Annotated in this window: 23 protein-coding genes and 6 tRNA genes; 2 read left to right on the top strand and 27 right to left on the bottom strand. The window is 59.6% G+C overall.

From position 1 onward, the window contains the following. Positions 1–9: 9 nt before the first annotated feature. The 6 genes from rlmH to leuS all read right to left on the bottom strand — a co-directional run bounded on the left by rlmH (position 10) and on the right by leuS (position 5,836). Complete coding sequence (gene rlmH / locus ACJ8J5_RS23855; protein WP_004940002.1) at positions 10–480, bottom strand: 23S rRNA (pseudouridine(1915)-N(3))-methyltransferase RlmH; 471 nt, start codon at positions 478–480, stop codon at positions 10–12. A gap of 3 nt (positions 481–483) precedes the next feature. After that, positions 484–801 (bottom strand): ribosome silencing factor, encoded by a 318-nt coding sequence (gene rsfS / locus ACJ8J5_RS23850; protein WP_025301839.1) that lies wholly within the window; start codon positions 799–801, stop codon positions 484–486. A 194-nt stretch (positions 802–995) separates the two neighbouring features. Beyond that, positions 996–1,658, bottom strand: a complete 663-nt coding sequence (gene nadD / locus ACJ8J5_RS23845; protein ID WP_015376938.1) for a nicotinate-nucleotide adenylyltransferase — start codon at positions 1,656–1,658, stop codon at positions 996–998. Continuing rightward, positions 1,648–2,682, bottom strand: coding sequence for a DNA polymerase III subunit delta (gene holA, locus ACJ8J5_RS23840; RefSeq protein WP_049206178.1), 1,035 nt, complete (start codon positions 2,680–2,682; stop codon positions 1,648–1,650). Before holA ends, nadD begins: the two co-directional genes overlap by 11 nt. Beyond that, positions 2,679–3,239, bottom strand: coding sequence for an LPS assembly lipoprotein LptE (gene lptE, locus ACJ8J5_RS23835; RefSeq protein ID WP_025301842.1), 561 nt, complete (start codon positions 3,237–3,239; stop codon positions 2,679–2,681). The genes holA and lptE overlap by 4 nt, the downstream gene beginning before the upstream one ends. A 14-nt stretch (positions 3,240–3,253) precedes the next feature. After that, positions 3,254–5,836: a leucine--tRNA ligase gene (leuS, locus tag ACJ8J5_RS23830; RefSeq protein ID WP_060447627.1), complete on the bottom strand. Its 2,583-nt coding sequence runs from the start codon at positions 5,834–5,836 to the stop codon at positions 3,254–3,256. 285 nt (positions 5,837–6,121) lie between these two features. Here leuS and ACJ8J5_RS23825 point away from each other — a divergent pair, with 285 nt between their 5' ends. Next, positions 6,122–6,604, top strand: a complete 483-nt coding sequence (locus ACJ8J5_RS23825; RefSeq protein ID WP_025301844.1) for a zinc ribbon-containing protein — start codon at positions 6,122–6,124, stop codon at positions 6,602–6,604. A 40-nt stretch (positions 6,605–6,644) separates the two neighbouring features. Here ACJ8J5_RS23825 and ACJ8J5_RS23820 read toward each other — a convergent pair whose 3' ends face one another. From ACJ8J5_RS23820 to miaB, 12 genes are all read right to left on the bottom strand, one after another. Beyond that, a complete protein-coding gene (locus ACJ8J5_RS23820; RefSeq protein ID WP_049206176.1) occupies positions 6,645–7,349 on the bottom strand; it encodes an FMN-dependent NADH-azoreductase in 705 nt (234 codons plus the stop codon). Positions 7,350–7,497: 148 nt separating this feature from the next. Beyond that, the gene (gene rihA, locus ACJ8J5_RS23815; protein WP_025301846.1) at positions 7,498–8,430 is read right to left on the bottom strand and encodes a pyrimidine-specific ribonucleoside hydrolase RihA; all 933 of its coding nucleotides are present in this window, start codon (positions 8,428–8,430) and stop codon (positions 7,498–7,500) included. Positions 8,431–8,545: 115 nt separating this feature from the next. Then, complete coding sequence (locus tag ACJ8J5_RS23810; protein ID WP_025301847.1) at positions 8,546–9,271, bottom strand: amino acid ABC transporter ATP-binding protein; 726 nt, start codon at positions 9,269–9,271, stop codon at positions 8,546–8,548. Continuing rightward, positions 9,271–9,945: a glutamate/aspartate ABC transporter permease GltK gene (gltK, locus tag ACJ8J5_RS23805; RefSeq protein WP_025301848.1), complete on the bottom strand. Its 675-nt coding sequence runs from the start codon at positions 9,943–9,945 to the stop codon at positions 9,271–9,273. The genes ACJ8J5_RS23810 and gltK overlap by 1 nt, the downstream gene beginning before the upstream one ends. Next, positions 9,945–10,685: an amino acid ABC transporter permease gene (locus ACJ8J5_RS23800; RefSeq protein ID WP_019454074.1), complete on the bottom strand. Its 741-nt coding sequence runs from the start codon at positions 10,683–10,685 to the stop codon at positions 9,945–9,947. Before ACJ8J5_RS23800 ends, gltK begins: the two co-directional genes overlap by 1 nt. Before the next feature lie 213 nt (positions 10,686–10,898). After that, positions 10,899–11,795, bottom strand: coding sequence for an amino acid ABC transporter substrate-binding protein (locus ACJ8J5_RS23795; RefSeq protein ID WP_414105063.1), 897 nt, complete (start codon positions 11,793–11,795; stop codon positions 10,899–10,901). A 392-nt stretch (positions 11,796–12,187) separates the two neighbouring features. Continuing rightward, entirely contained in the window at positions 12,188–13,717 is a 1,530-nt protein-coding gene (lnt, locus tag ACJ8J5_RS23790) for an apolipoprotein N-acyltransferase (protein ID WP_342096049.1), read from the bottom strand. A 7-nt stretch (positions 13,718–13,724) separates the two neighbouring features. Continuing rightward, entirely contained in the window at positions 13,725–14,603 is an 879-nt protein-coding gene (gene corC / locus ACJ8J5_RS23785; protein WP_025301851.1) for a CNNM family magnesium/cobalt transport protein CorC, read from the bottom strand. A gap of 85 nt (positions 14,604–14,688) precedes the next feature. Next, positions 14,689–15,162, bottom strand: a complete 474-nt coding sequence (ybeY, locus tag ACJ8J5_RS23780) for an rRNA maturation RNase YbeY (RefSeq protein ID WP_016928766.1) — start codon at positions 15,160–15,162, stop codon at positions 14,689–14,691. Next, positions 15,159–16,214 carry a PhoH family protein gene (locus tag ACJ8J5_RS23775; protein WP_025301852.1) on the bottom strand — a complete coding sequence of 352 codons (1,056 nt, stop codon included), beginning with the start codon at positions 16,212–16,214 and terminating at the stop codon, positions 15,159–15,161. The genes ybeY and ACJ8J5_RS23775 overlap by 4 nt, the downstream gene beginning before the upstream one ends. Before the next feature lie 234 nt (positions 16,215–16,448). Next, on the bottom strand, positions 16,449–16,784 hold the full coding sequence (locus ACJ8J5_RS23770; RefSeq protein ID WP_004939967.1) for a zinc ribbon domain-containing protein YjdM: 336 nt from the start codon (positions 16,782–16,784) through the stop codon (positions 16,449–16,451). A 119-nt stretch (positions 16,785–16,903) separates the two neighbouring features. Next, complete coding sequence (gene miaB, locus ACJ8J5_RS23765) at positions 16,904–18,328, bottom strand: tRNA (N6-isopentenyl adenosine(37)-C2)-methylthiotransferase MiaB (protein WP_025301853.1); 1,425 nt, start codon at positions 18,326–18,328, stop codon at positions 16,904–16,906. A 197-nt stretch (positions 18,329–18,525) separates the two neighbouring features. Here miaB and ubiF point away from each other — a divergent pair, with 197 nt between their 5' ends. Continuing rightward, a complete protein-coding gene (gene ubiF, locus ACJ8J5_RS23760; protein ID WP_089180620.1) occupies positions 18,526–19,707 on the top strand; it encodes a 3-demethoxyubiquinol 3-hydroxylase in 1,182 nt (393 codons plus the stop codon). An 87-nt stretch (positions 19,708–19,794) separates the two neighbouring features. Here ubiF and ACJ8J5_RS23755 read toward each other — a convergent pair. From ACJ8J5_RS23755 to ACJ8J5_RS23715, 9 genes are all read right to left on the bottom strand, one after another. Then, positions 19,795–19,869 (bottom strand) — tRNA-Gln (locus ACJ8J5_RS23755). Positions 19,870–19,873: 4 nt separating this feature from the next. Continuing rightward, positions 19,874–19,950 (bottom strand) — tRNA-Met (locus ACJ8J5_RS23750). Positions 19,951–19,991: 41 nt separating this feature from the next. Further along, a tRNA-Gln gene (locus ACJ8J5_RS23745) sits at positions 19,992–20,066 on the bottom strand. Between the two features lie 44 nt (positions 20,067–20,110). Beyond that, positions 20,111–20,185: transfer RNA gene (locus tag ACJ8J5_RS23740), tRNA-Gln, on the bottom strand. A gap of 30 nt (positions 20,186–20,215) precedes the next feature. Further along, a tRNA-Leu gene (locus ACJ8J5_RS23735) sits at positions 20,216–20,300 on the bottom strand. A 16-nt stretch (positions 20,301–20,316) separates the two neighbouring features. Further along, positions 20,317–20,393, bottom strand: a tRNA-Met gene (locus ACJ8J5_RS23730). A gap of 218 nt (positions 20,394–20,611) precedes the next feature. Beyond that, entirely contained in the window at positions 20,612–22,276 is a 1,665-nt protein-coding gene (gene asnB / locus ACJ8J5_RS23725; protein WP_147823474.1) for an asparagine synthase B, read from the bottom strand. 283 nt (positions 22,277–22,559) lie between these two features. Then, entirely contained in the window at positions 22,560–24,002 is a 1,443-nt protein-coding gene (locus ACJ8J5_RS23720) for a carbohydrate-binding protein (protein ID WP_089180621.1), read from the bottom strand. Between the two features lie 190 nt (positions 24,003–24,192). After that, positions 24,193–24,945, bottom strand: a complete 753-nt coding sequence (locus tag ACJ8J5_RS23715) for an HAD-IIA family hydrolase (protein ID WP_004939957.1) — start codon at positions 24,943–24,945, stop codon at positions 24,193–24,195. Positions 24,946–24,958 lie beyond the last annotated feature (13 nt).

The following is a 24,958-nucleotide window of genomic DNA, read 5'->3' as shown; positions in this document are numbered from 1 at the left end:
CACCACCGGCTATTCCCGGTGGTAAGGATGATTTGTTGTAATACTCCAGGCGCGGTAGAGGCTTTCGGCCACCAGGACGCGCACCAAAGGATGCGGCAGCGTCAACGGAGAAAGCGACCAGCTCTGCTCGGCAGCGGCTTTGCAGGCGGGCGCCAGCCCTTCCGGGCCGCCGATCAGCAAGCTGACGTTGCGGCCATCCTGCTTCCAGCGCTCAAGCTGCTGCGCCAGCTGCGGCGTTTCCCACGGCGTGCCTGGGATATCCAGCGTAACGATGCGGTTGCCTTTGCCCACCGCCGCCAGCATCTGTTCGCCTTCCTTGTCCAGAATGCGTTTGATGTCGGCGTTTTTGCCGCGTTTGCCCGCCGGGATCTCGGTCAGCTCAAACGGCATATCTTTGGGAAAGCGGTGCAGGTAATCCATAAAGCCGGTTTGCACCCAGTCTGGCATTTTGGTGCCGACCGCCACCAATTGCAGTTTCACCGCTTAGCTCCAGAGTTTTTCCAGCTCGTACAGGCGACGGCTCTCTTCCTGCATCACGTGCACGATCACTTCGCCCAGATCGACCACGATCCAGTCGGAGGCTTCCTGGCCTTTCATGCCAAACAGCTCCATGCCCACGGCGCGGGATTCCTGTACCACGTGGTTGGCGATCGACATCACGTGGCGAGTCGACGTGCCGGTGCAGATGATCATGCAATCGGTGATGCTGGATTTGCCCTGTACGTCCAGAGCGATAATGTCTTGGCCTTTCAGGTCATCGATTTTATCGATGACGAAATCTTGGAGCGCTTTACCTTGCAAAGGTTCCCCCTCGGGTGTGTTCTGTTCAGTCGACTGCAGCGGGCAACATGCGCACGCTGCGGCGTAACCGGATAATGGTTTCGGCAGGCTGCCGCTGAAAGCCAGCTAACTGGTGACTGCCCGGCCAGCTAAGGTTTCCGGGGTTTTCAGCGGATACCTGAAAAATAGCGGCGCAGTATATCACGCACCTTTCGCTAGCGATATAAACCCTGCAACTCGATATAGCGCTGCACCGGGCGCGGCAGCAGGTCGTCGCAGTTGAGGCCCTGATGGCGGCGCTGGCGGATCTCGGTGGCGGAAATTTCCAGCTCCGGCGTATCGGCCAGATAGATATGGCCGTGCGGGCGGCGGCTGAGCAGCGCCGGATCGGCGGTGCGATGACGTTCCAGCCACTGCTGCAGTTCCGGTGTGTCCATGCGATCGTTATAGCCCGGGCGCGCCAGCACCAGCAGGTGGCAGACGTCCAACAGCGCCTGCCAGCGATGCCATTTATGCAATGTCAGCAGCGAGTCCTGGCCAATAATAAACGCCAGTGGCTGGGCGGCGCCACGCTCTTTACGAATCGTTTCCAACGTCTCGATGGTGTAGGAGGGGGTGGTGCGGTGCAGTTCGCGATCGTCGACCGCAAACAGCGGGTTGCCGGCGATCGCCAGCTCGACCATCTTCAGGCGTTGCTGCGCATTGGCCTCCGGCTGCGGGCGGTGCGGCGGCACGTGGTTAGGCAGCAGCGTGACGCGATTCAGGCCCACTTCGGCGGCCAACGCCTCCACCGGCCGCAGGTGGCCATAGTGGATCGGATCAAAGGTGCCGCCGAACAGCGCGTGCAAAACGGTGGGGTGTTCCGGATTAGTGGGCATCGGTAAAACTCGTGGCCAGGGGTTTGCCGCACAGCAGCATCGACAGGGTTTCCAGTTCCGGCCAGACCGACTGGCCATAGTCCTGCTTGAGGGTCAGCTCGATTTGCGTCAGCAGCTGTACCGCTTGCTGCAGCTGGGGACCGGACAGGCGTTGCAGCGCCTGGGTCACCAGCGGGCGGCGGTTCTGCCAAACCTTGTGCTGATCGAACAGCGTGCGCAGCGGCGCGGACGCCATGCGGCGCTGCAGCGTCAGCAACAGCAGCAGTTCGCGCTGTAAGGTGCGCAGCAGGATCACCGGCTCCACGTCCTCTTGCTGCAGCTGCTGCAAGATATGCCAGGCGCGCTTGCTTTTGCCGGCCAGCAGGGCATCCAGCCAGTGGAACGGCGTGAAGTGGGCGGCGTCGTTCACCGCCTGTTCGACGCGCGGCAGCGTGAGTTTGCCGTCCGGGTGCAGCAGCGACAGCCGCTCCAGCGCCTGCGACAGCGCCAGCAGGTTGCCTTCGTAGCAGTAGCACAACAGCTGATTGGCGACGTCGTCCAATTCCAGCTTCATCGCCTTGGCGCGCGTGGCGACCCAGCGCGGCAGCTGTGCCTGTTCCGGCGTCTGGCAACTGACGAGGGCGCCGTGCGGGCTGAGCGCCTTGAACCAGGCGCTGTTTTCCTGCGCTTTGGTGAGGCGCGGGCCGCGCAGGATCAGCAGAATATCCTCGTGCAGCAGCGTGGCAAGCTTGGTCAGCTGTTCGCCGATCGGCGCCGTCGGGCCGTTTTCCGGGAAGATCAGCAGCAGCGTCTGGCGGCTGGCGAACAGGCTCATCGCCTGGCAGATGCCGAAGATGGCGTCCCAGTCGGTATGGGCGTCGAGGGAAATGCTGTAGTGCTCGCTGAACTGCTGCTGTTGCGCAGCCTGCCGGAGCAGATCCTGGCTTTCCTGCAGCAGTAGCGGTTCATTGCCGCTCAATAAATAACAAGCGCGCAGCCCCTCTCGGAGCTGCGCGGCAAGTTGTTCCGGATAAATGCGGATCATTGTGCGGTTTGGCTTGCCGCTCGTTCGCCGACGGCAGCGGCTTTCTGCCGGTTTTCTTCTTCCGCCGCGTGCACGGTCAGCAGTTTGCGCACCAGCTGTTGCGCCGCCTGCTCACGCATTTCCTGGCGAATGATCTCCTGCTCGGAGTCTTTGGCCAGCGCGGTCAGCGGGTTGTCGAAGAACGAACGGAACACTTTCACCGACAGCGGATACAGGTCGTGGCCCGGGAGCAGCACCTGCGCCTGCACGGTCAGCACCAGCTGGTACTCGGCGGTTTTACCGTCCTGGAAGATCGAGGCGGTATCCTGGCTTTCCGTCGCGCCGAGGATGCGCAGGGAAGGCACGTCTTTACGCTTCGGATCGCTGACGATGGTCACGGCGTTCAGACGCAGCTGCTCACGCACCGCGCGCGTCAACGGACCATAAGGGTCGGCGCTGTCCAGGATCAGCGTTTTCATTTCATTAGGCACCTGCGTGGTGCCACGCAGGTGAAAACCGCAGCCGGCGGTGACCAGCACCGCCAACCCCAGCAACAGCGTCAGAATACGTTGTCGCACAACTCCTCCTTGTGTTAACCCACAACCAGGTTAAGCAGTTTGCCCGGAACGTAGATCACTTTGCGAATCGTGACGCCGTCCAGATATTTAGCCACCAGATGCTCTTCGGCAGCGCGCGCGCGCACTTGCTCTTCGGTCGCATCGGCAGATACGGTGATTTTAGCGCGAACCTTGCCGTTCACCTGCACCACCACCAGCTTGGAGTCCTCGACCATCGCCTGTTCGTCGGCAACCGGCCATGGCGCGGTGTCCACGTCGCCTTCGCCGCCCAGCGACTGCCACAGGGTGAAGCACACGTGCGGGGTGAACGGATACAGCATGCGAACCACGGCCAGCAGCGCTTCCTGCAGCAGCGCGCGATCCTGCTCGCTCTCCTGCGGCGCGCGGGCCAGCTTGTTCATCAGCTCCATCACGGCGGCGATCGCGGTGTTGAAGGTCTGACGGCGGCCGATATCGTCGGTCACCTTGGCGATGGTTTTGTGCAGATCGCGGCGCAGCGCTTTCTGATCTTCGTTCAGCGCCGCCACGTCCAGCGGCTGTACCGCGCCTTTTGCCACGTGATCGTAGGCCAGTTTCCATACGCGTTTCAGGAAGCGGTTAGCCCCTTCTACGCCGGATTCCTGCCACTCCAGCGTCATTTCTGCCGGTGAAGCGAACATCATGAACAGACGCACGGTGTCCGCGCCGTATTTTTCCACCATTTCCTGTGGGTCGATGCCGTTGTTCTTCGACTTCGACATTTTGCTCATGCCAGCATAGACCAGTTCACGGCCTTGCGGATCGGTGGCCTTGATGATGCGGCCCTTGTCGTCACGCTCGACGGTGGCGTCAACCGGGGACACCCAGACGCGCTCGCCGCTGTTGCCGGTGTAGTAGAAGGCGTCGGCCAGCACCATGCCCTGACACAGCAGGCGCTTGGCCGGCTCGTCGGAATCCACCAGACCCGCATCGCGCATCAGCTTGTGGAAGAAGCGGAAGTACATCAGGTGCATGATGGCGTGTTCGATACCGCCGATATATTGATCGACCGGCAGCCAGTAGTTGGCGGCGGCCGGATCCAGCATACCCTGGTCGTACTGCGGGCAGGTGTAGCGCGCGTAGTACCAGGAAGACTCCATAAAGGTGTCGAAAGTGTCGGTTTCACGCAGCGCCGGCTGGCCGTCGACGGTGGTCTTCGCCCACTCAGGATCGGCCTTGATCGGGCTGGTGATGCCGTCCATGACCACGTCTTCCGGCAGGATCACCGGCAGCTGGTCTTCCGGCGTCGGCATCACGGTGCCGTCTTCCAGCGTCACCATCGGGATTGGCGCACCCCAGTAACGCTGACGGGAGACGCCCCAGTCGCGCAGACGGTAGTTGACCTTACGCTGGCCTACGCCCTTGGCGACCAGTTTGTCGGCGATGGCGTTGAAGCCGGCTTCGTTGTCCAGACCGTCAAACTCGCCGGAGTTGAACAGCGCGCCTTTGTCGGTCATCGCTTCGGCGCTCACGTCAGGTTGGCTGCCGTCGAGGTTCAGGATCACCGGTTTGATCGGTAAATCGTATTTGGTGGCGAATTCCCAGTCGCGCTGGTCGTGCGCCGGTACCGCCATCACGGCGCCGGTGCCGTATTCCATCAGCACGAAGTTGGCGACCCACACCGGCAGCTTCTCGCCGCTCAGCGGGTGGACAACGAACAGGCCGGTTGGCATGCCTTTCTTCTCCATCGTCGCCATTTCGGCTTCGGCCACTTTGGTGTTGCGGCATTCGTCGATGAAGTCGGTCAGCGCCGGGTTGTTGCGCGCGCCCTGTTGCGCCAGCGGGTGACCCGCGGCGACCGCCACGTAGGTGGCGCCCATGAAGGTGTCGGGACGGGTGGTATAAACCGTCAGCTTCTCTTCGCTGTCCGCCACGTCGAAGGTGATTTCCACGCCTTCGGAGCGGCCAATCCAGTTGCGCTGCATGGTTTTCACCTGCTCCGGCCAGCTTTCAAGCGTGTCCAGATCGTTCAGCAGCTGATCGGCGTAGGCGGTGATTTTGATGAACCACTGCGGGATCTCTTTACGCTCGACCTTGGTGTCGCAGCGCCAGCAGCAGCCGTCGATAACCTGTTCGTTGGCCAGCACGGTCAGATCGTGCGGGCACCAGTTCACCGCCGAGGTCTTCTTGTAGACCAGGCCTTTTTCATACAGCTTGGTGAAGAACCACTGTTCCCAGCGGTAGTATTCCGGCTGGCAGGTGGCGATTTCGCGATCCCAGTCGTAGCCGAAGCCCAGCAGTTTCAGCTGGTTCTTCATGTATTCGATGTTGTCGTAGGTCCACGGGGCCGGTGCGGTGTTGTTTTTCACCGCCGCACCTTCCGCCGGCAGGCCGAACGCATCCCAGCCGATCGGCTGCAGTACGTTTTTGCCCAGCATGCGCTGATAGCGCGAGATCACGTCGCCGATAGTGTAGTTACGAACGTGGCCCATGTGCAGTCGGCCGGACGGGTAAGGCAGCATGGATAGGCAGTAGTACTTTTCCTTGCTGTCGTCTTCGGTAACTTTGAAAGTCTGCTTCTCTTGCCAGTGAAGCTGTACGTTCGATTCTATGTCTTCTGGACGGTATTGCTCTTGCATGGCGGCCGGTGGTCCTGTAGGTGTAAACCGTTGCCTCGGTCAGAGGCAACGCAATGAACATTTAGTATTCGTAGATCCGCATAGCATAGCTGATAAGACCTCCCGGCAACAACTCCAAGCGCCTGACTCGGCGCATTTAAAAAAAACGCCGCCATGACGCGGCTCACAACCTGCGGATCCCGCGTCTTGCCAAGTGACATCAGTCATTTACGGCTAAAATAAGAACAAGTAGCTTAGGGGTATCCCTACAGCCAAGCCCGGCGCAGCGTTTATCGAGGAGAGTCTATGAACAAGGTTGCTCAGTATTACCGCGAATTGGTGGCATCACTGACCGAACGCCTGAAAAACGGTGAACGCGATATCGACGAACTGGTGGCCAGCGCGGAGCGGCGGTTGAACGAGGCCGAAGATCTGACCCGCGACGAGGTGCGGCAGGTGACGCAGGCGGTGCGGCGCGATCTGGAAGAGTTCGCCCGCAGCTATCAGGAAAGCCGGGACGAGTTTACCGACAGCGTGTTTATGCGGGTGATCAAAGAGAGCCTGTGGCAGGAACTGGCGGATATCACCGACAAAACCCAGCTGGAGTGGCGTGAAGTGTTCAAGGATGTCAGCCATCACGGCGTTTATCACAGCGGTGAAGTGGTGGGGTTGGGCAATCTGGTGTGCGAGCAGTGTCACTACCATCTGGCGTTTTACACGCCGGAGGTGCTGCCGCTTTGCCCGAAATGCGGTCACGACCAGTTCCAGCGTCGGCCGTTTGAGCCTTGATGACGTTCCCCGCCAGGGCGGGGAACACTAAGGCCGGCGTTTAACGGAACAGTTTCTTCAGCAGGTTGCTCAGGAAACCGCCGCTGACGGCTGCTGGGGCGGCTTGCGCCTGCGCCGGTGCGCTGGCCGGTACGGCGACGCCGGCCGGGATTTTCTGCGCGACCGCGACGCGGCTGTCCTGGGCGGCTTTCTCCGCCGCTTCCGGGCCGTAGGCGAAGCCCTCCGCCAGCACGAATTCAACGTCGGTGATGCCGATAAAGCCCAGGAACAGCTTCACGTACGGCGTGATCAGATCCGTCGGCGTGTCGGCGTGGATGCCGCCGCGGCTGGAGATGACGATCGCTTTCTTGCCCGTCACCAGCCCTTCGGCACCGGCGGAGGTGTAGCGGAACGTCTGACCGGCGCGGGCGATCAGATCGAAGTAGATTTTCAGCTGCGTCGGGATGTTGAAGTTGTACATTGGGGCGCTGATGATCAGCGTGTCGTGCGACTTCAGCTCGGCAATCAGCTCATCGGAAAGCGCCAGGGTGCTCTGCTGATGCGGCGTCAGCGGGTTGTCGCCGGCGGTAAAGCCAGCCATCACTTCGCCATCCAGCTCCGGCAGCGTTGGGTTAGCCAAGTCGCGCACGGTGAACGTGTCTTCTGGGTGAGCTTCACGCCATTGTTCAACAAAAAAATCGACTAATTTTCCAGACTGGGAATATTCACCCAGAATACTTGATTTCAGGACCAGTACGCGGCTCATTGGCTTATCTCCAGGCGAAGTTTAATCGGTGACGATGTCAGTCGGTGTAAACGCATGGTAGAGGCAAGCCATCAACAGTGATAGCGCAAAAATTCGCTGAGTTAAATCAAAAAAGTTGAAGGAGGGGCGCGAGCGCGCCCCGATGAGATCAATAACGCGCCAGGCGCTCGGCCAGCAGATCGATAAAACCCTCGCGGTTGATGCCGGTCAGCACTTCCACGTTGGCCGCGTTGCCGGTTTGCTGGAAATAGTCCACCACCGTCATGCCGACGGTGTATTCCCCTTTGGTCTCCACACCGACCCAGCGTTCTACGCCGGTGAACAGCTGCGGCGCCAGCAGCCAGGCGATGGTGCAGGGATCGTGCATCGCAGCGCCGGGCAGGCCGCGCGGATGGCTGAGGTACAGCGGCAGGTAAAAATCGAGCATCTCCGCGACCGCCTGCGCGACCGGATTGTCTATCTGGCGAATGCGCTCGATATCCTGCGGCAACACCAGCGCTTGATGGGTGACGTTCAGCCCGGCCATGGTCAGCGGCACCCCGGATTTCAGCACCATTTCGGCGGCTTCGGGATCGACGAAGATGTTGAACTCCGCGACAGGCGTAGTATTGCCGGCGTTCATACCGCCGCCCATGAATACGATGCGTTCGATATGGCTTTTCAGCTCGGCATGCTGGGCCAGCAGCAGGGCGATATTGGTCATCGGGCCGGTCACCACCAGGGTTATCGGCTGCGGGCTGGCGCGCAGCAAGTCGGCGATCAGCTCGACGGCGCCGCGGGGATCGGGTTTGATTGTCGGCGTCGGCAGGTGGGTGTTGCCCATGCCGGTTTTGCCGTGGACATAGTCGGCGATCACCAGTTCGCGCATCAGCGGGCCGCTGGCGCCGGCGGCGACCGGTATGTCCTCGCGCTGCATCAGGGTCAACAGGCCCAGCGCGTTATGCAGGGTTTTCTCCGGCGTCTGGTTGCCGGCGGAGGTGGTGATGGCTTTGATGTCCAGTTCTGACGAACGCAGCGCCATAGCCAGCGCGATGGCGTCGTCGAGGCCAGGATCGCAATCGATGATAATAGGGCGGGGCATGTTCTTTCTCCTCTGTTTGTTATCCAGCGAGCATCGGATCAAAACCGGGGAGAAACAAGTGCTTTTAGTGCCGGGGGAAAAGATGCGCCCCTGGCGGGGCGCATAGGCAGAGCGTTTAGTGCAGGATCTTGGCCAGAAAATCCTTGGCGCGATCGGACTCGGGGTTGTTGAAGAAATCGTCTTTGTTGCGGTCTTCGACGATTTTGCCTTCGTCCATAAAGATCACTCGATTCGCCACCTTGCGGGCGAAGCCCATTTCGTGGGTTACCACCATCATGGTCATGCCTTCGTTCGCCAGTTCGACCATCACGTCCAGCACTTCGTTGATCATTTCCGGATCGAGCGCAGAGGTCGGCTCATCGAACAGCATGGCGATAGGATCCATGCACAGCGCACGGGCGATGGCGACGCGCTGCTGCTGGCCGCCGGACAGCTGACCGGGGAACTTGTTGGCATGGGCGGAGAGGCCGACGCGCTCCAGCAGCTTCAGACCCTTCTCGCGTGAGGCGGATTTGTCGCGCTTGAGCACTTTCACCTGCGCCAGCGTCAGGTTGTCGATGATAGACAGGTGCGGGAACAGCTCAAAGTGTTGGAACACCATGCCAACCTTGGCACGCAGCTGCGCCAGGTTGGTTTTCTTGTCGTTGACCGGCGTGCCGTTCACCAGGATATTGCCCTGCTGGATCGGCTCGAGGCCGTTGACGGTTTTGATCAGGGTGGACTTGCCGGAACCTGAAGGACCGCAGACGACGACCACTTCGCCTTTTTTCACTTCGGTGGTGCAATCGGTCAACACCTGAAAGTGACCGTACCACTTAGAAACATTTTTCAGGGATATCATCAAACAGTCCTTTTCTTCAAATAGCTTACCAGCGCCGAGGCGGCGAGGCTGATAACAAAATAGACAAAGCCGGCGAACAGGATCATTTCAACCTGGGTGCCGTCGCGTTCGCCGATGGTCGACGCGGTGCGGAAGAAGTCGGCCAGGCTCAGTACGTAAACCAGCGAGGTATCCTGGAACAGGACGATGCCCTGGGTCAGCAGCAGCGGCACCATGGCGCGGAACGCCTGCGGCAAGATCACCAGCCGCATGGATTGCCAATGGGTCATGCCCAGCGCCAGCGCGGCGGAGGATTGGCCGCGCGAGATGCTGATGATGCCGGCGCGGATGATTTCCGAGTAATAGGCCGCTTCAAACAGGGAAAAGGCTACCATAGCCGAGATCAGGCGAATATCGGTTTTCGGCGATAAGCCTAGAACCTGTTGTAATAAGCTTGGAACCACCAGGTAGAACCACAGCAGCACCATCACCAGCGGCACCGAGCGGAACAGGTTGACGTACAGGGTGGCGAACCAGCTGATCGGTTTGAACGGCGACAGACGCATCACCGCCAGCACGGTACCCCACAGAATGCCGACCACGATGGCGGTCACGGTGATCTTCAGCGTGATTACCATGCCCTGCAGCAGAAACGGGAAGCTTGGGACGATCGACGCCCAGTCAAATTCGTACATTATTTACTCCCCAGGTTGCCAGGCAACTGCACTTTCTTTTCGACCAGACGCATAAACAGCATGATAACGGCGTTGATGCCGATATAAGCCAGCGTGATGGCGGTAAAGGATTCATAGGCGTGTGCGGAGTAATCCAACAGCTTGCCGGCCTGCGCGGCCATGTCCACCAGCCCGATGGTAGAGGCGATGGCGGAGTTTTTGACCAGGTTGAGCATCTCCGAGGTCATCGGCGGCACGATCACCCGGTAGGCGTTCGGCAGCAACACGTAGCGGTAGGTTTGCGGCAGCGTCAGGCCCATCGCCAGGCCGGCCGCTTTCTGGCCGCGCGGCAGGGACTGGATGGCGGCGCGCACCTGTTCGCAAACGCGGGCGGCGGTAAACAATCCCAGGCAAAGCATGGAAGAGACGAAGAACTGCACGTTGGGATCCAGCTCGCTTTTAAACCAGGTGCCGATATTGGCCGGCAGCAGCTCGGGGATCACCAGATACCAGGTAAAGAATTGCACGATCAGCGGCACGTTGCGGAACAGTTCGACGTAACAGGTGCCGAGGGCGGAAAGAAAGCGGTTGGGTACGGTACGCAAGATACCGAACAGCGAACCGACGAAGAAAGCGATAATCCATGCACAGACGGAGAGGGCCACCGTGACCTGAAAGCCGGACCAGATCCAGCCGAGGTAAGTGGTGTTCCCAAACGGGGCCTGCTGCAGGAAGATACCCCAGTTCCAATCTATTGACATAACAAACTCCGGTAAACGGGCGCAGAGCGCCGAAGATTGATGACTTGATGAGCGCCGATCGCCGCGCGGCCAGTCTGGCTGGCTTATTGTGTGCGGATGTCGGTGATGCGCCTTGGGGAAAATGAGGGAGGGGAACGGCCCCCCTCATACCTGTCTGTCCCAGTCATCAACTGGGCCGGTTTGGCCTGGCGGCCGCCCCGGCTGTCATTCTATTTAGTTCAATGCCTTGTCGTTAGGTTCTTTGAACAGCTGCTTCATGTCGTCCGACAGTTCGAAGTTCATGTTGAGGTTTTTCGGTGGAATCGGCTGCTTGAACCATTTATCAAACCACTTGGCCGCTTCGCCGGAGGTTTGCGCCTGGGCGATGGTGTCATCGACCAGTTTCTTGAACGCAGGATCGTCTTTACGCAGCATGCAGCCGTAGGCTTCTTTCGACTGCGGTGTGCCGATGATTTCCCACTGATCCGGCTTCTTGGCCTTGGCGCGCTCGCCCGCCAGCAGGGCGTCGTCCATCATAAAGGCCACCGCGCGGCCGCTTTCCAGAGTGCGGAAGGAGTCGCCGTGGTCTTTGGCGCTGATGATGCGCATGTTCATCTTGCCGCTGTCGTTCAGCTTGTTCAGCAGCACTTCAGAGGTGGTGCCGGAGGTGACCACCACCGGTTTGCCGGCCAGGTCTTTAAAGTCTTTGATGTCGGAGCCTTTTTTCACCAGCAAGCGGGTGCCGACCACGAAAATGGTGTCGGAGAAGGCGGCCTGTTTCTGGCGCTCGAGGTTATTGGTGGTGGAGCCGCACTCGAAATCATAGGTGCCGTTTTGCAGCAGCGGGATGCGGTTCTGCGAGGTAATCGGCAGCATTTTCATCTGCAGATTCGGTGCATTCAGCTTTTTCTTAACGGCTTCAACGATTTGGTTGGAGTAGTCCTGAGAGTAGCCCACAACTTTTTGTTGGTTGTCGTAGTAGGAGAACGGCACTGACGATTCGCGGTGGCCGACAACGATCACGCCATTGTCTTTGATTTTCTTCAGCGTACCGGTCAGGTCTTCCGCGTGCGCCACGCTACCTGCCGCACCGAGCAGCAGTAACGATAACGCCAATTTACGCATTTGCATGGTCCAACTCCTTTACTGTTGTTGTGGCTCTGACTAAAGAGCGTCAGGTTAAATCGACTGTTTATTGCTCAAGTTATAAAGATAGTCTTATGAACTGAACGCTGTTAAAAAATAACCGATTGTGAACACCTTGAAACTAAAATGTTTCATTTTTTGAGACGCCGCGCGCACCAAATCAATGCAACAAAACGCCGGCGCACCCATGCGGTGCGTTCAATGCACCCAAAATGTGCGCAGGTGCGACAAAACGTCAGCAAAAGTAAACCGGCGCGCGATGTCGCCATAGATAAAAGCAAGGAGTGTGCCAGCCGCGTTGATTTAACGGCGTTTTCTGACTGAGGGAAGATTTGACGGGAAAGCGGGGCGCAGCGGGTGCGCCCCGACGAAGAGGGCTATTTGCGGCGCAGGCCCAATATCAGCGCCCAGCCGCCCAGCAACAGGGTGATCACCCACAGCGGCGTGGCGCCGAAGCGCGCATAAGGCGTGAAGCCGGTGGTCGGCGTGACTTTCACTTCGAGTACCTGACGGGTGAACTGCGGGATCTCGGCGATCACCTCGCCATTCGCGTCCACCGCGGCGGTGACGCCGTTATTGGTGCTGCGCAGCAGCGGTCGGCCGAGCTCCAGCGCCCGCATGCGTGCCATCTGGAAGTGCTGCCACGGGCCGATGGAGTGGCCGAACCAGGCATCGTTGGAGATGGTCAGCAGGAAGTTGGTGTCCGGGCGGAAGTTATCGCGCACCTGCTGGCCCAACACGATTTCGTAGCAGATGGCCGCCGTCAGGTTGTAGCCGCGTACGCTGAGCTGCGGTTGTACGTAGTCGCCGCGGCTGAAGGAGGACATCGGCAGGTCGAAGAACGGCGCCAGGGGCCGCAGCAGCGTCTCGAGCGGCACGAACTCGCCGAACGGTACCAGGTGGTGCTTGTTGTAGCGATCGTTGGCCGGGTAACTGTACGGCGTCGGTTCACCGAGCACGATGGCACTGTTGTAGATTTGCTGGCCCTGCGGCGTGGCACGCACGTCGACGATGCCGGTGATCAGGCTGCTGTTCTTCGCCCGCATCAGGTCGTCCATCATCGTCAGGAAGCCGTTCTGATTGGCTTCATAATCCGGAATGGCGGATTCCGGCCAGATGACGATCGGCGCCTTGCCCATGTAGGGACGGGTTTCGTCCAGATAGGTTTGCAGCGTGCTGACCAGCGCTTTCGGATCCCATTTCATCGATTGAGCGATGTTGCCTTGCACCATGGCGACGTTCACCGCTTTCTCCGGCTGCGGGGTAAACCACTGCAGCTGGCGCAGCGGCCACGGCAACAGCAGCAGCGCGGCGGCAATCACGGCTGCCGAGAGACGGCGCTGATTGACGGCGTACACCAGCAGGCCGGCGATGGCCATCAGCACAAAGGTGATGGCGTCGACGCCCAGCAGCGGCGCGATGCCTTTCAGCGGGCCGTTGATCTGGCTATAGCCGAACTGCAGCCACGGGAAGCCGGTCAGCACCCAGCCGCGCAGGAATTCGGTCACCTGCCACAGCACCGGCGCGGCGATGGCCAGCCGCCACCAGCGGGTGGCCGGCCACAGGCGCGTCAGCAGCCCGGCGAACAGCCCGGTATACAGCGACAGGTAAGCGGCGAGCAGCGCCACCAGGAAGATGTTGACGGCGAAGGGCATGCCGCCGAAATCGGCGATGCTGACATACACCCAGTTGATCCCGCTGCCGAACAACCCGAAGCCCCAGACAAAGCCGAGCAGGGCAGACTGTTTGGTGGTGCGATTGAGGGTAACGGCCAGCAGGCCGAACAGGGAGACGATGGCCGCGGGCCAGAAATCGTAGGGCGAGAACGCCAGCGTCCCGCCGGCACCTGACAACAGCGCCAGCAGGGCGCGAACCCACTGGCGTTCAAGTAATGAGGCTTTAGCCATGTTGGATTTAATCTTCCAGTTTCGGTGGTGGAGAGTCGTCCGGAATTTTTACATGAACCTGGATGATACGTCGACTGTCTGCCATGGCAACTTTAAATAGGTAACCTTCGATTTCAATGGTTTCCCCGCGCGCCGGCAGGTGGCCGAAGGCCTGCATCACCAGACCGCCGATGGTATCGACCTCGTCGTCGCTGAAATGGGTGCCGAAGGCGTCGTTGAAGTCTTCGATCGGCGCCAGCGCGCGCACGGTGTACATGTGGCGGCTGAGCTGGCGGATATCCAGATCGTCTTCGTCGTCGTATTCGTCTTCAATCTCGCCGACGATCAGCTCCAGGATATCTTCGATGGTGACCAGGCCGGACACGCCGCCGAATTCGTCAATGACAATCGCCATGTGATAGCGCTGGGAGCGAAACTCTTTCAGCATCCGGTCGACGCGCTTGCTTTCCGGCACCACCACCGCGGTGCGCAGCACTTTGTCGATGCTGAACGGCTCGGAGTCTGCGCGCATGAACGGCAGCAGATCCTTGGCCATCAGGATGCCTTCGATGTGATCTTTATCTTCGCTGATTACCGGGAAGCGCGAGTGGGCGGAGTCGATAATCACGTCCAGGCACTCTTCCAGCGTCTGGTTGCGCTTGAGCGTCACCATCTGGGAGCGGGGGATCATGATGTCGCGCACGCGCTGTTCGGCGATATCCATCACGCCTTCCAGCATGTCGCGGGTATCGGGATCGATCAGGTCGTTTTGTTCGGAATCACGGATCAGCTCGACCAGATCGCCACGGTTTTTGGGCTCGCCGTGGAACAGCTGGTTAAGGATAAGAGTAAAGAACCCCTTCTTGGGACTGGGGCTGTCATTGCTTTGTGAATGGTCGTCGCTCATGGCGTTTTAGTTACTGTCACTCATGTCAGAGTTAAGGGGCGTCAGCGACAGCCCCGCATGGGGGCTGTGGGGTAAACGGCTGACGTCAGACGGGGTCTTTTTCCGCCAGGTACGGATCAGGATAACCCAGTCCGTGCATGATTTCGGTTTCCAAAGACTCCATTTCTTCGGCTTCATCGTCTTCGATGTGGTCATACCCTAGCAGATGAAGACTGCCGTGGACAACCATATGCGCCCAGTGGGCCTCCAGCGTTTTGCCTTGCTCAATCGCTTCCTGCTCAACCACCTGACGGCAGATGATCAGATCGCCGAGCAGCGGCAGCTCGATGCCCGGCGGGGCTTCGAACGGGAAAGAGAGCACGTTGGTCGGCTTGTCTTTGCCGCGGTAGGTCAGGTTCAGCTCGTGGCTTTCCGCTTCGTCCACCAGACGCACGGTCACCTCGGCCTCTTCCTGAAATTGCGGCAGCACGCCTTCCAGCCAGCGCTGGAAGGTGGCCTCATCCGGCAGGCCGTCGCTGCTTTCACAGGCAATCTGCAGATCCAAAATCACCTGACTCATGGTGTCTCCTGCTCGGAGGCGGCGAGCGCCTCGCGCTTACGTTGTTCGGCAATCGCGTCTTTGCGTTTCTGTTCGGCGGCTTCCCAGGCCTCATAGGCGATGACCACGCGGGCCACCACCGGGTGGCGCACCACGTCTTCGCTGTGGAAGAAGTTGAAGCTCAGTTCTTCCACGTCCGACAGCACTTCCACCGCGTGGCGCAGGCCGGATTTCTGGTTGCGCGGCAGGTCGATCTGGGTGACGTCGCCGGTGATGACCGCCTTAGAGTTGAAGCCGATGCGCGTCAGGAACATCTTCATCTGCTCGATGGTGGTGTTCTGGCTCTCATCCAGAATGATAAAGGCGTCGTTCAGCGTACGGCCGCGCATATAGGCCAGCGGCGCGACTTCGATCACGTTGCGCTCGATGAGCTTCTCCACGCGCTCGAAGCCCAGCATCTCGAACAGGGCGTCGTACAGCGGGCGCAGATAAGGATCGACCTTCTGGCTCAGATCGCCGGGCAGGAAGCCCAGCTTTTCGCCGGCTTCGACCGCAGGACGGGTCAGCAGAATGCGGCGAATTTCCTGGCGTTCCAGCGCATCCACCGCAGCGGCGACCGCCAGGTAGGTTTTGCCGGTGCCCGCCGGGCCGATGCCGAAGGTGATGTCGTGATCGAGAATGTTGGCGATGTACTGCGCCTGGTTAGGCGTACGCGGTTTCACCATGCCGCGCTTGGTTTTGATGGTGACCGCCTTGCCGTAATCCGGCACGCTGTCCGCCACCTGTTCCAGCACCCGACTCTCTTTGATCGCCAGATGGATTTGCTCCGGATCGATATCCGGGATCACGCCGCGAATCGGCGCGGTATCCACGTACAGATGGCGCAGGATATCGGCGGCGGCAACCACGCACAGGTTTTTGCCGACCAGCTTGAAACGGTTGTCGCGGCGATTGATTTCGATGCCCAATCGGCGCTCGAGTTGCTTGATGTTGTCATCAAACGGGCCGCACAGGCTGAGCAAACGCTTGTTGTCTGCGGGCTCTAACAAAATTTCTTGTGTTGCGACGTTCAAACTATTCCTCTAGGTCACATCGGGCCTGGTTGATGTCACATAGCGCGTCCGGGACGCGCGCGTTCAGGGCGAGCCTGAATACTCTCTTTCTTGAATTATTCATGGTGCGCCGCAACGGCGCAAGTTTACCGCTGATCTATCTGTGCGCCGTCGGCGGAATTCAAGGGAAGATAAGGAAAAAACGCGGCGGGGCGCAAAGCCCGCCGCGTCATCACAGAACAAGGCCGCTGGGAATCAGTTCTTTTTCACGAACTCGGATTTCAGCTTCATCGGGCCGAAACCGTCGATTTTGCAGTCGATGTTGTGATCGCCTTCCACCAGGCGAATGTTTTTCACCTTGGTGCCGATCTTCAGCATCGAGGAGCTGCCTTTGACCTTCAGATCCTTGATCACGGTGACCGCGTCGCCGTCCGCCAGCAGGTTGCCGTTGGCGTCTTTGACGATCAGCGCGTCCTGATCTTCCGCCGGGGCGCTGTCGCTCCACTCGTGGGCGCACTCAGGGCAGATGAACAGGGCATTGTCCTGGTAGGTGTATTCGGAGTTGCACTTCGGGCAGTGTGGGAGTTGCATGTTATGTCGCCTCTTCAACAATAAAAAAATAAAAAAAGAACATCACCGGGCGCGGACGCCCGGCGGAGAAACGGTAAGGAGTAGCGCGAACGGGCGGCGATAAGGCGGCCGCCGCGGCGTCAGGGCTGGTAAATGCCGACGCCCAGCGCGTTTTCTTTGCGGGTACGGGCGATCACCGACTGCGGGGATTCATGTACGCGCAGATCCATCTGCTGTTCGGTGCGCACCACTGCGCCACGCAGGGTGTTGGTCAGCACCTCGGTAATTTCCACGTCGACAAATTGGCCGATCATGTCGGGCGTGCCTTCGAAGTTTACCACACGGTTGCACTCCGTGCGCCCGGCCAGCTCCATCACGCTTTTACGCGAGGTGCCCTCCACCAGAATGCGCTGGACGGTGCCGAGCATGCGACGGCTGAACTGCAGCGCCTGCTGGTTGATGCGATCCTGCAGAATGTACAGCCGCTGCTTTTTCTCTTCTTCGCTGACGTCGTCGACCATGTCCGCCGCCGGCGTACCGGGGCGCGACGAATAGATGAAGCTGAAGCTGACGTCGAAGTTGACGTCGGCGATCAGGTTCATGGTCTGTTCGAAGTCGGCCTGGCTTTCGCCCGGGAAACCGACGATGAAATCGGAGCTGAGCTGGATGGCCGGCCGCGCCTTGCGCAGCTTGCGGATAATCGCCTTATACTCCAGCGCGGTGTGCGCGCGTTTCATCATGGTCAGGATGCGGTCCGAACCGCTCTGCACCGGCAGATGCAGGAAGCTGACCAGCTCCGGCGTGTCTTCGTACACCGCGATAATGTCGTCGGTGAACTCGATCGGGTGGCTGGTGGTGAAGCGAATGCGATCGATGCCGTCGATGGCCGCCACCAGGCGCAGCAGTTCGGCGAACGAGCAGATATCGCCGTCATGCGTCGCGCCGCGGTAAGCGTTGACGTTTTGGCCGAGCAGGTTGACCTCGCGCACGCCCTGCGCCGCCAGCTGGGCGATTTCGAACAGCACGTCGTCGCTCGGGCGGCTCACTTCCTCGCCGCGGGTGTAAGGCACCACGCAGAAAGTGCAGTATTTGTTGCAGCCTTCCATGATCGACACGAAGGCGGTCGGGCCTTCGGCGCGCGGCTCCGGCAGGCGGTCGAATTTTTCGATCTCCGGGAAGCTGATATCGACCACCGGGCTGCGGGTGCCCTGAACGTGATTGATCATTTCCGGCAGGCGGTGCAGGGTCTGCGGGCCGAATACCACGTCGACGCAAGGCGCGCGGCTGCGGATCAGTTCGCCTTCTTGCGAGGCCACGCAACCGCCGACGCCGATGATGACAGACGGGTTCTTCTCTTTCAGCAAGCGCCAGCGCCCCAGCATGGCGAAAACTTTCTCCTGCGCTTTTTCACGGATCGAGCAGGTGTTCAGCAACAGCACGTCCGCTTCCTCGGCGTTGTCGGTCCACTCGAAGCCGTGCGTGCTGTTCAACAGGTCGGCCATTTTCGATGAATCGTACTCATTCATCTGGCAGCCCCAGGTTTTGATATGTAGTTTTTTCGTCATTGACTTGCCATTACTCAGTGCGGAGCGAAAGTTGCGTTACGCGACATGCAGGGCGCGTATTGTAATCATTTGCCGCCGTTGTGACCAGCGCGGGGGAAAATGGCACGCAACCTGAAGCCGAAGCGAAAATCCGGTACACTGCGCAAAACGCCATGTCGGGTGGGATGGCGAGCATTCACATAGAAAACATAGCCAATATGAAGACATCTCAAAATCGGTATGACGCGGTGGTGGTGGGTGGCGGCATGGTCGGCGCGGCGGCGGCCCTGGGGCTGGCGCAGGCGGGCTGGTCGGTGGCGTTGCTGGAACATCAGGCGCCGCAGGCGTTCGAGGCGCAAAGCCCGCCGGACCTGCGCATTTCCGCGATCGGCTGCACCTCGGTGGGGCTGCTGAAACAGCTCGGCACCTGGCAGGCCGTGACGGCGATGCGTACGGCGCCGTATCGCCGGCTGGAGACCTGGGAGTGGGCGTCGTCGCGCGTGGCGTTCGACGCGGTGTCCCTGGGGCTGCCCGAGCTGGGCTTTATGGTGGAAAACCGCATTCTGCAGCTGGGGCTGTGGCAACAGTTCGCGCAGTGCGCCAACCTGACGCTGCTGTGTCCCGCCAGGCTGCAATCGCTGCAGCGGGCGGACAATGCCTGGCAGCTGACGCTGGACAGCGGCGAGACGCTGCAAGCGCGGCTGGTTGTCGGTGCCGACGGGGCCAACTCGCAGGTGCGCAAGCTGGCGGCGATCGGCACCAACGGCTGGCAATATCGTCAGGCGTGCATGTTGATCACCGTCGATACCGGCGCGCCGCAGCAGGATGTGACCTGGCAGCGCTTCTTCCCGTCCGGGCCCCGCGCCTTCCTGCCGCTGTACGACAGCTGGGCGTCGCTGGTGTGGTATGACAGCCCGCAGCGCATTCGCCAACTGCAGGCGATGCCGCCGGCGCAGCTGGAGCGCGAAATCGCTACCGCTTTTCCGGCGCGACTGGGCCCGGTCAAGGTGCACGCTGCCGGATCGTTCCCGCTGACGCGGCGTCATGCGCAGCGCTACGTGCTGCCGGGGCTGGCGCTGGTGGGGGATGCCGCGCATACCATCAACCCGCTGGCCGGGCAGGGCGTCAATCTGGGGTATCGCGATGTGGATGCCTTGTTGAATGTGTTGAGCGAGGCGCGGGATCAGGGAGAGGACTGGAGCTGCGAGGCGGTACTGTTGCGTTATCAGCGTCGCCGCCGTACCGACAATCTGCTGATGCAGAGCGGCATGGATCTGTTTTATACCGCTTTCAGCAATAACCTGGCGCCGCTGAACGTCGCGCGCAATCTGGCGCTGATGGCCGCGCAGCGGGCGGGCAAGCTGAAAGAGCATGCGTTGAAGTACGCGTTGGGATTGTAACCGACAGGGCTCAGCTGCGGCTGGGCCCGTTAGGATGGGCTGAACGCCAGACAGCAAAAAGCCCGCCGAAGCGGGCTTTTCTAAATATGGCTGGGGTGCCAGGATTCGAACCTGGGTATGCTGGTATCAGAAACCAGAGCCTTACCGCTTGGCGACACCCCAATTATGGTGGCTACGACGGGATTTGAACCTGTGACCCCATCATTATGAGTGATGTGCTCTAACCAGCTGAGCTACGTAGCCGATGTTACTTTTTACTTCTTTGATTTGCAAGCAGTTTGTTATGGCTGGGGTACCTGGATTCGAACCAGGGAATGCCGGTATCAAAAACCGGTGCCTTACCGCTTGGCGATACCCCACCTGCAAACAAATCTTATGTTGAAACCCCATTCCCGAAAGAATATGGCTGGGGTACCTGGATTCGAACCAGGGAATGCCGGTATCAAAAACCGGTGCCTTACCGCTTGGCGATACCCCATCAACATACTGCGCCGACGATGAAGAGAAATGGTGCGGGAGGCGAGACTTGAACTCGCACACCTTGCGGCGCCAGAACCTAAATCTGGTGCGTCTACCAATTTCGCCACTCCCGCAAATACAAAAAATAGATGGTGGCTACGACGGGATTCGAACCTGTGACCCCATCATTATGAGTGATGTGCTCTAACCAGCTGAGCTACGTAGCCCTCTTTTTTTGCTTTGCCTTCATCGGCGTTGCGGGGCGCATTATGCGTATATGACCGATTTGCGTCAACAAGTTTTTTCCCGAAAAAGCGCCCGGAAGCGCCGTTTGTCTGGGTTGTGAACATTATGGCGATAAAATCGGCAATTCAGGCAGTTGGCGGGGGGAAAAGGCAACAAAAAGGCGGGCCAAAAGGCCCGCCCTGAAGGAAATGCCGCGCAATTATTTATAGGCGGCCTGGTGCACGCCAACGGCGCGGCCGGAAGGATCGTCCATCTTCTTGAACGATTCATCCCACTCGATGGCCTTGGCGGACGAGCAGGCGACGGACGGGCCGCCCGGTACGCATTCGGCGGCGCTCGGCAGCGGGAACAGCTCTTCGAAGATTTCGCGGTACAGGTAGCCTTCTTTCGACGTTGGCGTGTTGTACGGGAAGCGGAAACGCGCGGTTTCGAGCTGTTGATCGCTAATTTGCTGCGCAGCCACCTCTTTTAACGTGTCGATCCAGCTATAGCCGACGCCGTCGGAGAACTGCTCTTTCTGGCGCCAGGCCACGCTGGCGGGCAAATAGGACTCGAAACATTCGCGAACGATGTGTTTTTCCATTTTGCCGTTGCCGCACATTTTATCTTTCGGGTTGACGCGCATCGCCACGTCGAGGAATTTCTTGTCCAGGAACGGCACGCGGGCTTCGACGCCCCAGGCGGACATCGCCTTGTTGGCGCGCGCGCAGTCGAACATGTGCAGCGCCAGCAGTTTGCGCACGGTCTCTTCGTGGAATTCGCGGGCGTCCGGCGCCTTATGGAAGTACAGGTAGCCGCCGAACACTTCATCCGCGCCTTCGCCGGAAAGCACCATCTTGATGCCCATCGCCTTGATTTTGCGCGACATCAGGTACATCGGCGTCGAGGCGCGAATGGTGGTGACGTCGTAGGTTTCGATGTGATAAATCACGTCGCGGATGGCGTCCAGCCCTTCCTGCACGGTGAAGTGGATCTCATGGTGCACGGTGCCCAGGTGGTTAGCCACCTCTTGCGCGGCGCGCAGATCCGGCGAGCCTTCCAGCCCGACGGCGAAGGAGTGCAGCTGCGGCCACCAGGCCTCGCTGCGTTCCTGATCTTCCACGCGGCGCGCAGCGTACTTCTTGGTGATCGCCGAGATGACCGAGGAATCCAGCCCGCCCGACAGCAGCACGCCGTAAGGCACGTCGGACATCAGGTGGCTTTTCACCGACTCTTCCAGCGCGGTGCGTAGGGCGGCGGCGTCGGTCACGTTGTCCTTGACGCTGTCGTAATCGAACCAGTCGCGGCGATAATATTCGCGGATCTCACCGTCCTGGCTCCACAGGTAGCTGCCGGCCGGGAATTCCTTGATGGTGCGGCACACCGGCACCAGCGCTTTCATTTCCGAGGCAACGTACAGGTTGCCGTGTTCGTCATGGCCCATGTACAGCGGGATGATGCCCAGGTGATCGCGGCCGATCAGGTAGGCGTCTTTTTCAGTGTCATACAGGGCAAAAGCGAACATGCCTTGCAGATCGTCGAGGAAGTCCGGTCCTTTCTCCTGATACAGCGCCAGGATTACTTCACAGTCGGAGCCGGTCTGGAACGCATAGCGGTCGCTCAGCTGTTGGCGCAGCGCCTGGTGGTTGTAAATTTCGCCGTTGACCGCCAAAACGTGGGTGTGCGCAGCGTTGTACAGCGGTTGAGCGCCGTTGTTGACGTCGACGATCGACAGGCGTTCGTGGGCCAAAATGGCTTTGTCGCTGGCGTAAACGCCGGACCAATCCGGGCCGCGGTGGCGCATCAGACGTGACAGCTCCAGCGCTTTCTTACGCAGTTCAACGGGATCGGACTTCAGATCGAGCACACCGAAAATAGAACACATACAACTCTCCTAACGGGCTTTTATGACTGTGATGTTGTTTTTACTGTTATGGGCAGCATTGCCGATTTATCAGCGATAACGCGGTTTTGCTGCGCTGTGGTTATGAAAATGCGCCAAAAGCTGCGGAGGATGCAAGCGTTTTAGCCATGCGCTGAGAAATAGTTGTTTGCGTGGCTGAGGTTTTTAACGGATTTTCAGTTATCGGCGTAAAAAATTGTCGATTATGCAATTTTTAGCGTGATGGCGGGATTGCCGGCCAGTTTGACCGGCAATCGATTAGCGATTAGGCGATGAGCTGCCAGAGGGTGAACGCGGCATCCGGCGTCCAGCCGGCATTGGAGGTGTGCGCCTGAATACAGGTGTATTTCTTGCCTTTATAACTCACGACGTCGCCGGCTTTGTAGCTGTGGTTGTTCTGCCATTCGGGCGCGCCCGGATCGGGCGGCGTGCCGTCGTTGGCGGTTTTGACCGCCAGCGCACTGCTCGGCAGGGAGGTATTGCCCAGGGTGTCGGTCGCGGTAACGAAGTAGCTGTACTGGGTTGCCGGCGTCAGACCGCTGTCGGCCAGCGACAGACCGGCGGTTTGGCCGATCGGGTTGCCGTTGCGGTAGACGGTGTAGCTGGCGATCGGTGAGGCGCCGGTGGCGGCGGCCCAGCTCAGTTTCAGCGAGGTGGCGCCCAGCTCGGAGACCGTCAGCGCCGTCGGCGCATTAGGCTTTCCCGGCGGCGGGGTGACGCCGCCCTGAATCAGCGGCGCATAGCGGGTTTTGAACTCCCAATTGTAGGCGACGCCGGCTTTGCTCTTGCCGTTATCCCAGTTGATTGACCAGGTCATTAGGCCCTTGATCGACAGGCTTTTGGCGTCGAGACGCGAGAAAGCGTTATACACCGCCTGTTTGTTGACCACGTAGCCGGTGGCGGCGGCATCGTTGTTGCTCGGCAGGCCGATGACGAATTTCGCCGCCGGGAGCTTCGCATAGCCGCGGGTGCCGGTAACCAGGCTTTCCGTCAGGTAGTAGAGGAAGTCCTCTTTCATGGCGTCGTTATTCTGCGTGATCCAGGCATTGAGTTCATCCACCCAAATACCGTCGCCGCCCTGGTTATAATATTGCGGCGCGATAAAGTCGTAATAGCCTTCGAGGGCGTTAATATAATCCAGGTAGGTGCCGTTGGTGCGCAAATACGGGAATTCCGGCGCCATGCTGATAATAAAGTTTTTCCCCTGGGCGGCGTAATGGTCTTTTACTTTTTTCAGCGCCGCAGGCAAGACGGTTTTATTATTGGCGGCGCCGATCGCCGCCTGTTCCAGATCGATATCCAGGCCGTCGAAGCCATAGACTTCCACCAGGCGAATAATCTCGTCTTTCAGCTTGTCTTCGTCGCCGGTTTTCAGCTCGATATGCGCGTCTGCGCCGCCGAGGGAGATCAGCACCGCGCGGCCCTGGCTGTTCAGCACGCCTACCTGGCGGCGAAACTCGGCGTCGGACAGGTTGTAAGGTTTGAAGGTCGGGATGCCCTGGCCTTTCATAAAGGCGACGGCCACCACGTTGTACTCGGCGGGAATGTCGGTCAGGTTCATATTGGTGAACTGGCCTTGCTGATAGCCGTCACTGACGCCGGCGGCCCAGTTGTGCCAGAAACCCATCAGGATCTTTTTATTGGCGATAGACGGCATAATGGCCGCGTCATCGGCGGCGACGGCATTAATAATGTTATTTGTGCTCATGGTAGCCTCATTCATTAGGGGTAAGGGTTTTCCGCTCGCCGGCAATATCAGCTATTGGCGGGGCGTAAAGTTATAATGAGGATTTTTAATGCAGGCAGGCTGAAACCTTTTGCTGCCATGAACGAATTAAATTCAAACTGACGCTGAGGGAGAAGGAAATAATGGCGGCCGGGCGGCCGCCATGGCCGCATCAGAAGATAGTGATATCGGCGACGGAAGGGTAGACATAGCTCGGGCGGAACGGCATGGTTTCGATGTCGCTCAGCGTGGAGACACCGGACAGCACCAGAACGGTTTCCAGGCCGGCCTGGAAGCCCGCCAGGATGTCGGTACGCAGGTTGTCGCCGACGATCACCGTTTCTTCCGAGTGCGCCTGCATTTTGTTCAGTGCGGCGCGAATGATCCACGGGCTGGGCTTGCCGACGTAAAACGGCTTGCGGCCGGTGATCTTCTCGATGGGGGCACACAGTGCGCCGCAGGCCGGCGAGAAGCCGTGGCCGTGGCTATCCGGGTTGGTGGCGATAAAGCGCGCCCCATTGCTCACGAAATAGGCGGCTTTGTGCATCATGTCCCAGTTGTAAGAGCGGGTTTCACCGACGATCACGAAATCCGGGTTGATGTCGGTGATGGTGAAACCGGCTTTGTACAGCTCATGGATAAGGGCGCCTTCACCGACCACGTAGGCCTTTTTGCCTTCCTGGCGGCGCAGGAAATCGGCGGTGGCCATCGCCGAGGTATAGAACGCGCTCTCCGGCACTTCCAGCCCGGCGGCGGCGAAGCGGTTCGCCAGATCCTGTGCGGTCTGTGACGGGTAGTTGGTCAGCACCACCAGCGGCATGCCTTGTTCCTGGATGCGCGCCAGGAACAGATCGGCGCCGGGCACCGGCGTATTGTCATGCAGCAGCACGCCGTCGATATCGCATATAACGTTTTTGATTTTCATTTGTCGCTGTTTC

It is taken from the genome of Serratia sp. CY43202 (genome assembly GCF_052168755.1).
GTDB lineage: Bacteria > Pseudomonadota > Gammaproteobacteria > Enterobacterales > Enterobacteriaceae > Serratia > Serratia bockelmannii.
This window is presented reverse-complemented; position numbering and strand designations above follow the sequence as displayed.

Coding starts and splice junctions, on each gene's coding strand:
- ACJ8J5_RS23820 (WP_049206176.1), bottom strand. CDS start 7,349: ATGAGCCGCGTACTGGTCCTGAAATCAAGTATTCTGGGTGAATATTCC.
- asnB (WP_147823474.1), bottom strand. CDS start 22,276: ATGTGTTCTATTTTCGGTGTGCTCGATCTGAAGTCCGATCCCGTTGAA.
- ACJ8J5_RS23770 (WP_004939967.1), bottom strand. CDS start 16,784: ATGCAACTCCCACACTGCCCGAAGTGCAACTCCGAATACACCTACCAG.
- gltK (WP_025301848.1), bottom strand. CDS start 9,945: ATGTACGAATTTGACTGGGCGTCGATCGTCCCAAGCTTCCCGTTTCTG.
- nadD (WP_015376938.1), bottom strand. CDS start 1,658: ATGCCCACTAATCCGGAACACCCCACCGTTTTGCACGCGCTGTTCGGC.
- ubiF (WP_089180620.1), top strand. CDS start 18,526: ATGAAGACATCTCAAAATCGGTATGACGCGGTGGTGGTGGGTGGCGGC.
- lnt (WP_342096049.1), bottom strand. CDS start 13,717: ATGGCTAAAGCCTCATTACTTGAACGCCAGTGGGTTCGCGCCCTGCTG.
- miaB (WP_025301853.1), bottom strand. CDS start 18,328: ATGACGAAAAAACTACATATCAAAACCTGGGGCTGCCAGATGAATGAG.
- ACJ8J5_RS23825 (WP_025301844.1), top strand. CDS start 6,122: ATGAACAAGGTTGCTCAGTATTACCGCGAATTGGTGGCATCACTGACC.
- corC (WP_025301851.1), bottom strand. CDS start 14,603: ATGAGCGACGACCATTCACAAAGCAATGACAGCCCCAGTCCCAAGAAG.
- holA (WP_049206178.1), bottom strand. CDS start 2,682: ATGATCCGCATTTATCCGGAACAACTTGCCGCGCAGCTCCGAGAGGGG.
- ACJ8J5_RS23720 (WP_089180621.1), bottom strand. CDS start 24,002: ATGAGCACAAATAACATTATTAATGCCGTCGCCGCCGATGACGCGGCC.
- ybeY (WP_016928766.1), bottom strand. CDS start 15,162: ATGAGTCAGGTGATTTTGGATCTGCAGATTGCCTGTGAAAGCAGCGAC.
- ACJ8J5_RS23810 (WP_025301847.1), bottom strand. CDS start 9,271: ATGATATCCCTGAAAAATGTTTCTAAGTGGTACGGTCACTTTCAGGTG.
- ACJ8J5_RS23800 (WP_019454074.1), bottom strand. CDS start 10,685: ATGTCAATAGATTGGAACTGGGGTATCTTCCTGCAGCAGGCCCCGTTT.
- leuS (WP_060447627.1), bottom strand. CDS start 5,836: ATGCAAGAGCAATACCGTCCAGAAGACATAGAATCGAACGTACAGCTT.
- ACJ8J5_RS23795 (WP_414105063.1), bottom strand. CDS start 11,795: ATGCAAATGCGTAAATTGGCGTTATCGTTACTGCTGCTCGGTGCGGCA.
- rihA (WP_025301846.1), bottom strand. CDS start 8,430: ATGCCCCGCCCTATTATCATCGATTGCGATCCTGGCCTCGACGACGCC.
- ACJ8J5_RS23715 (WP_004939957.1), bottom strand. CDS start 24,945: ATGAAAATCAAAAACGTTATATGCGATATCGACGGCGTGCTGCTGCAT.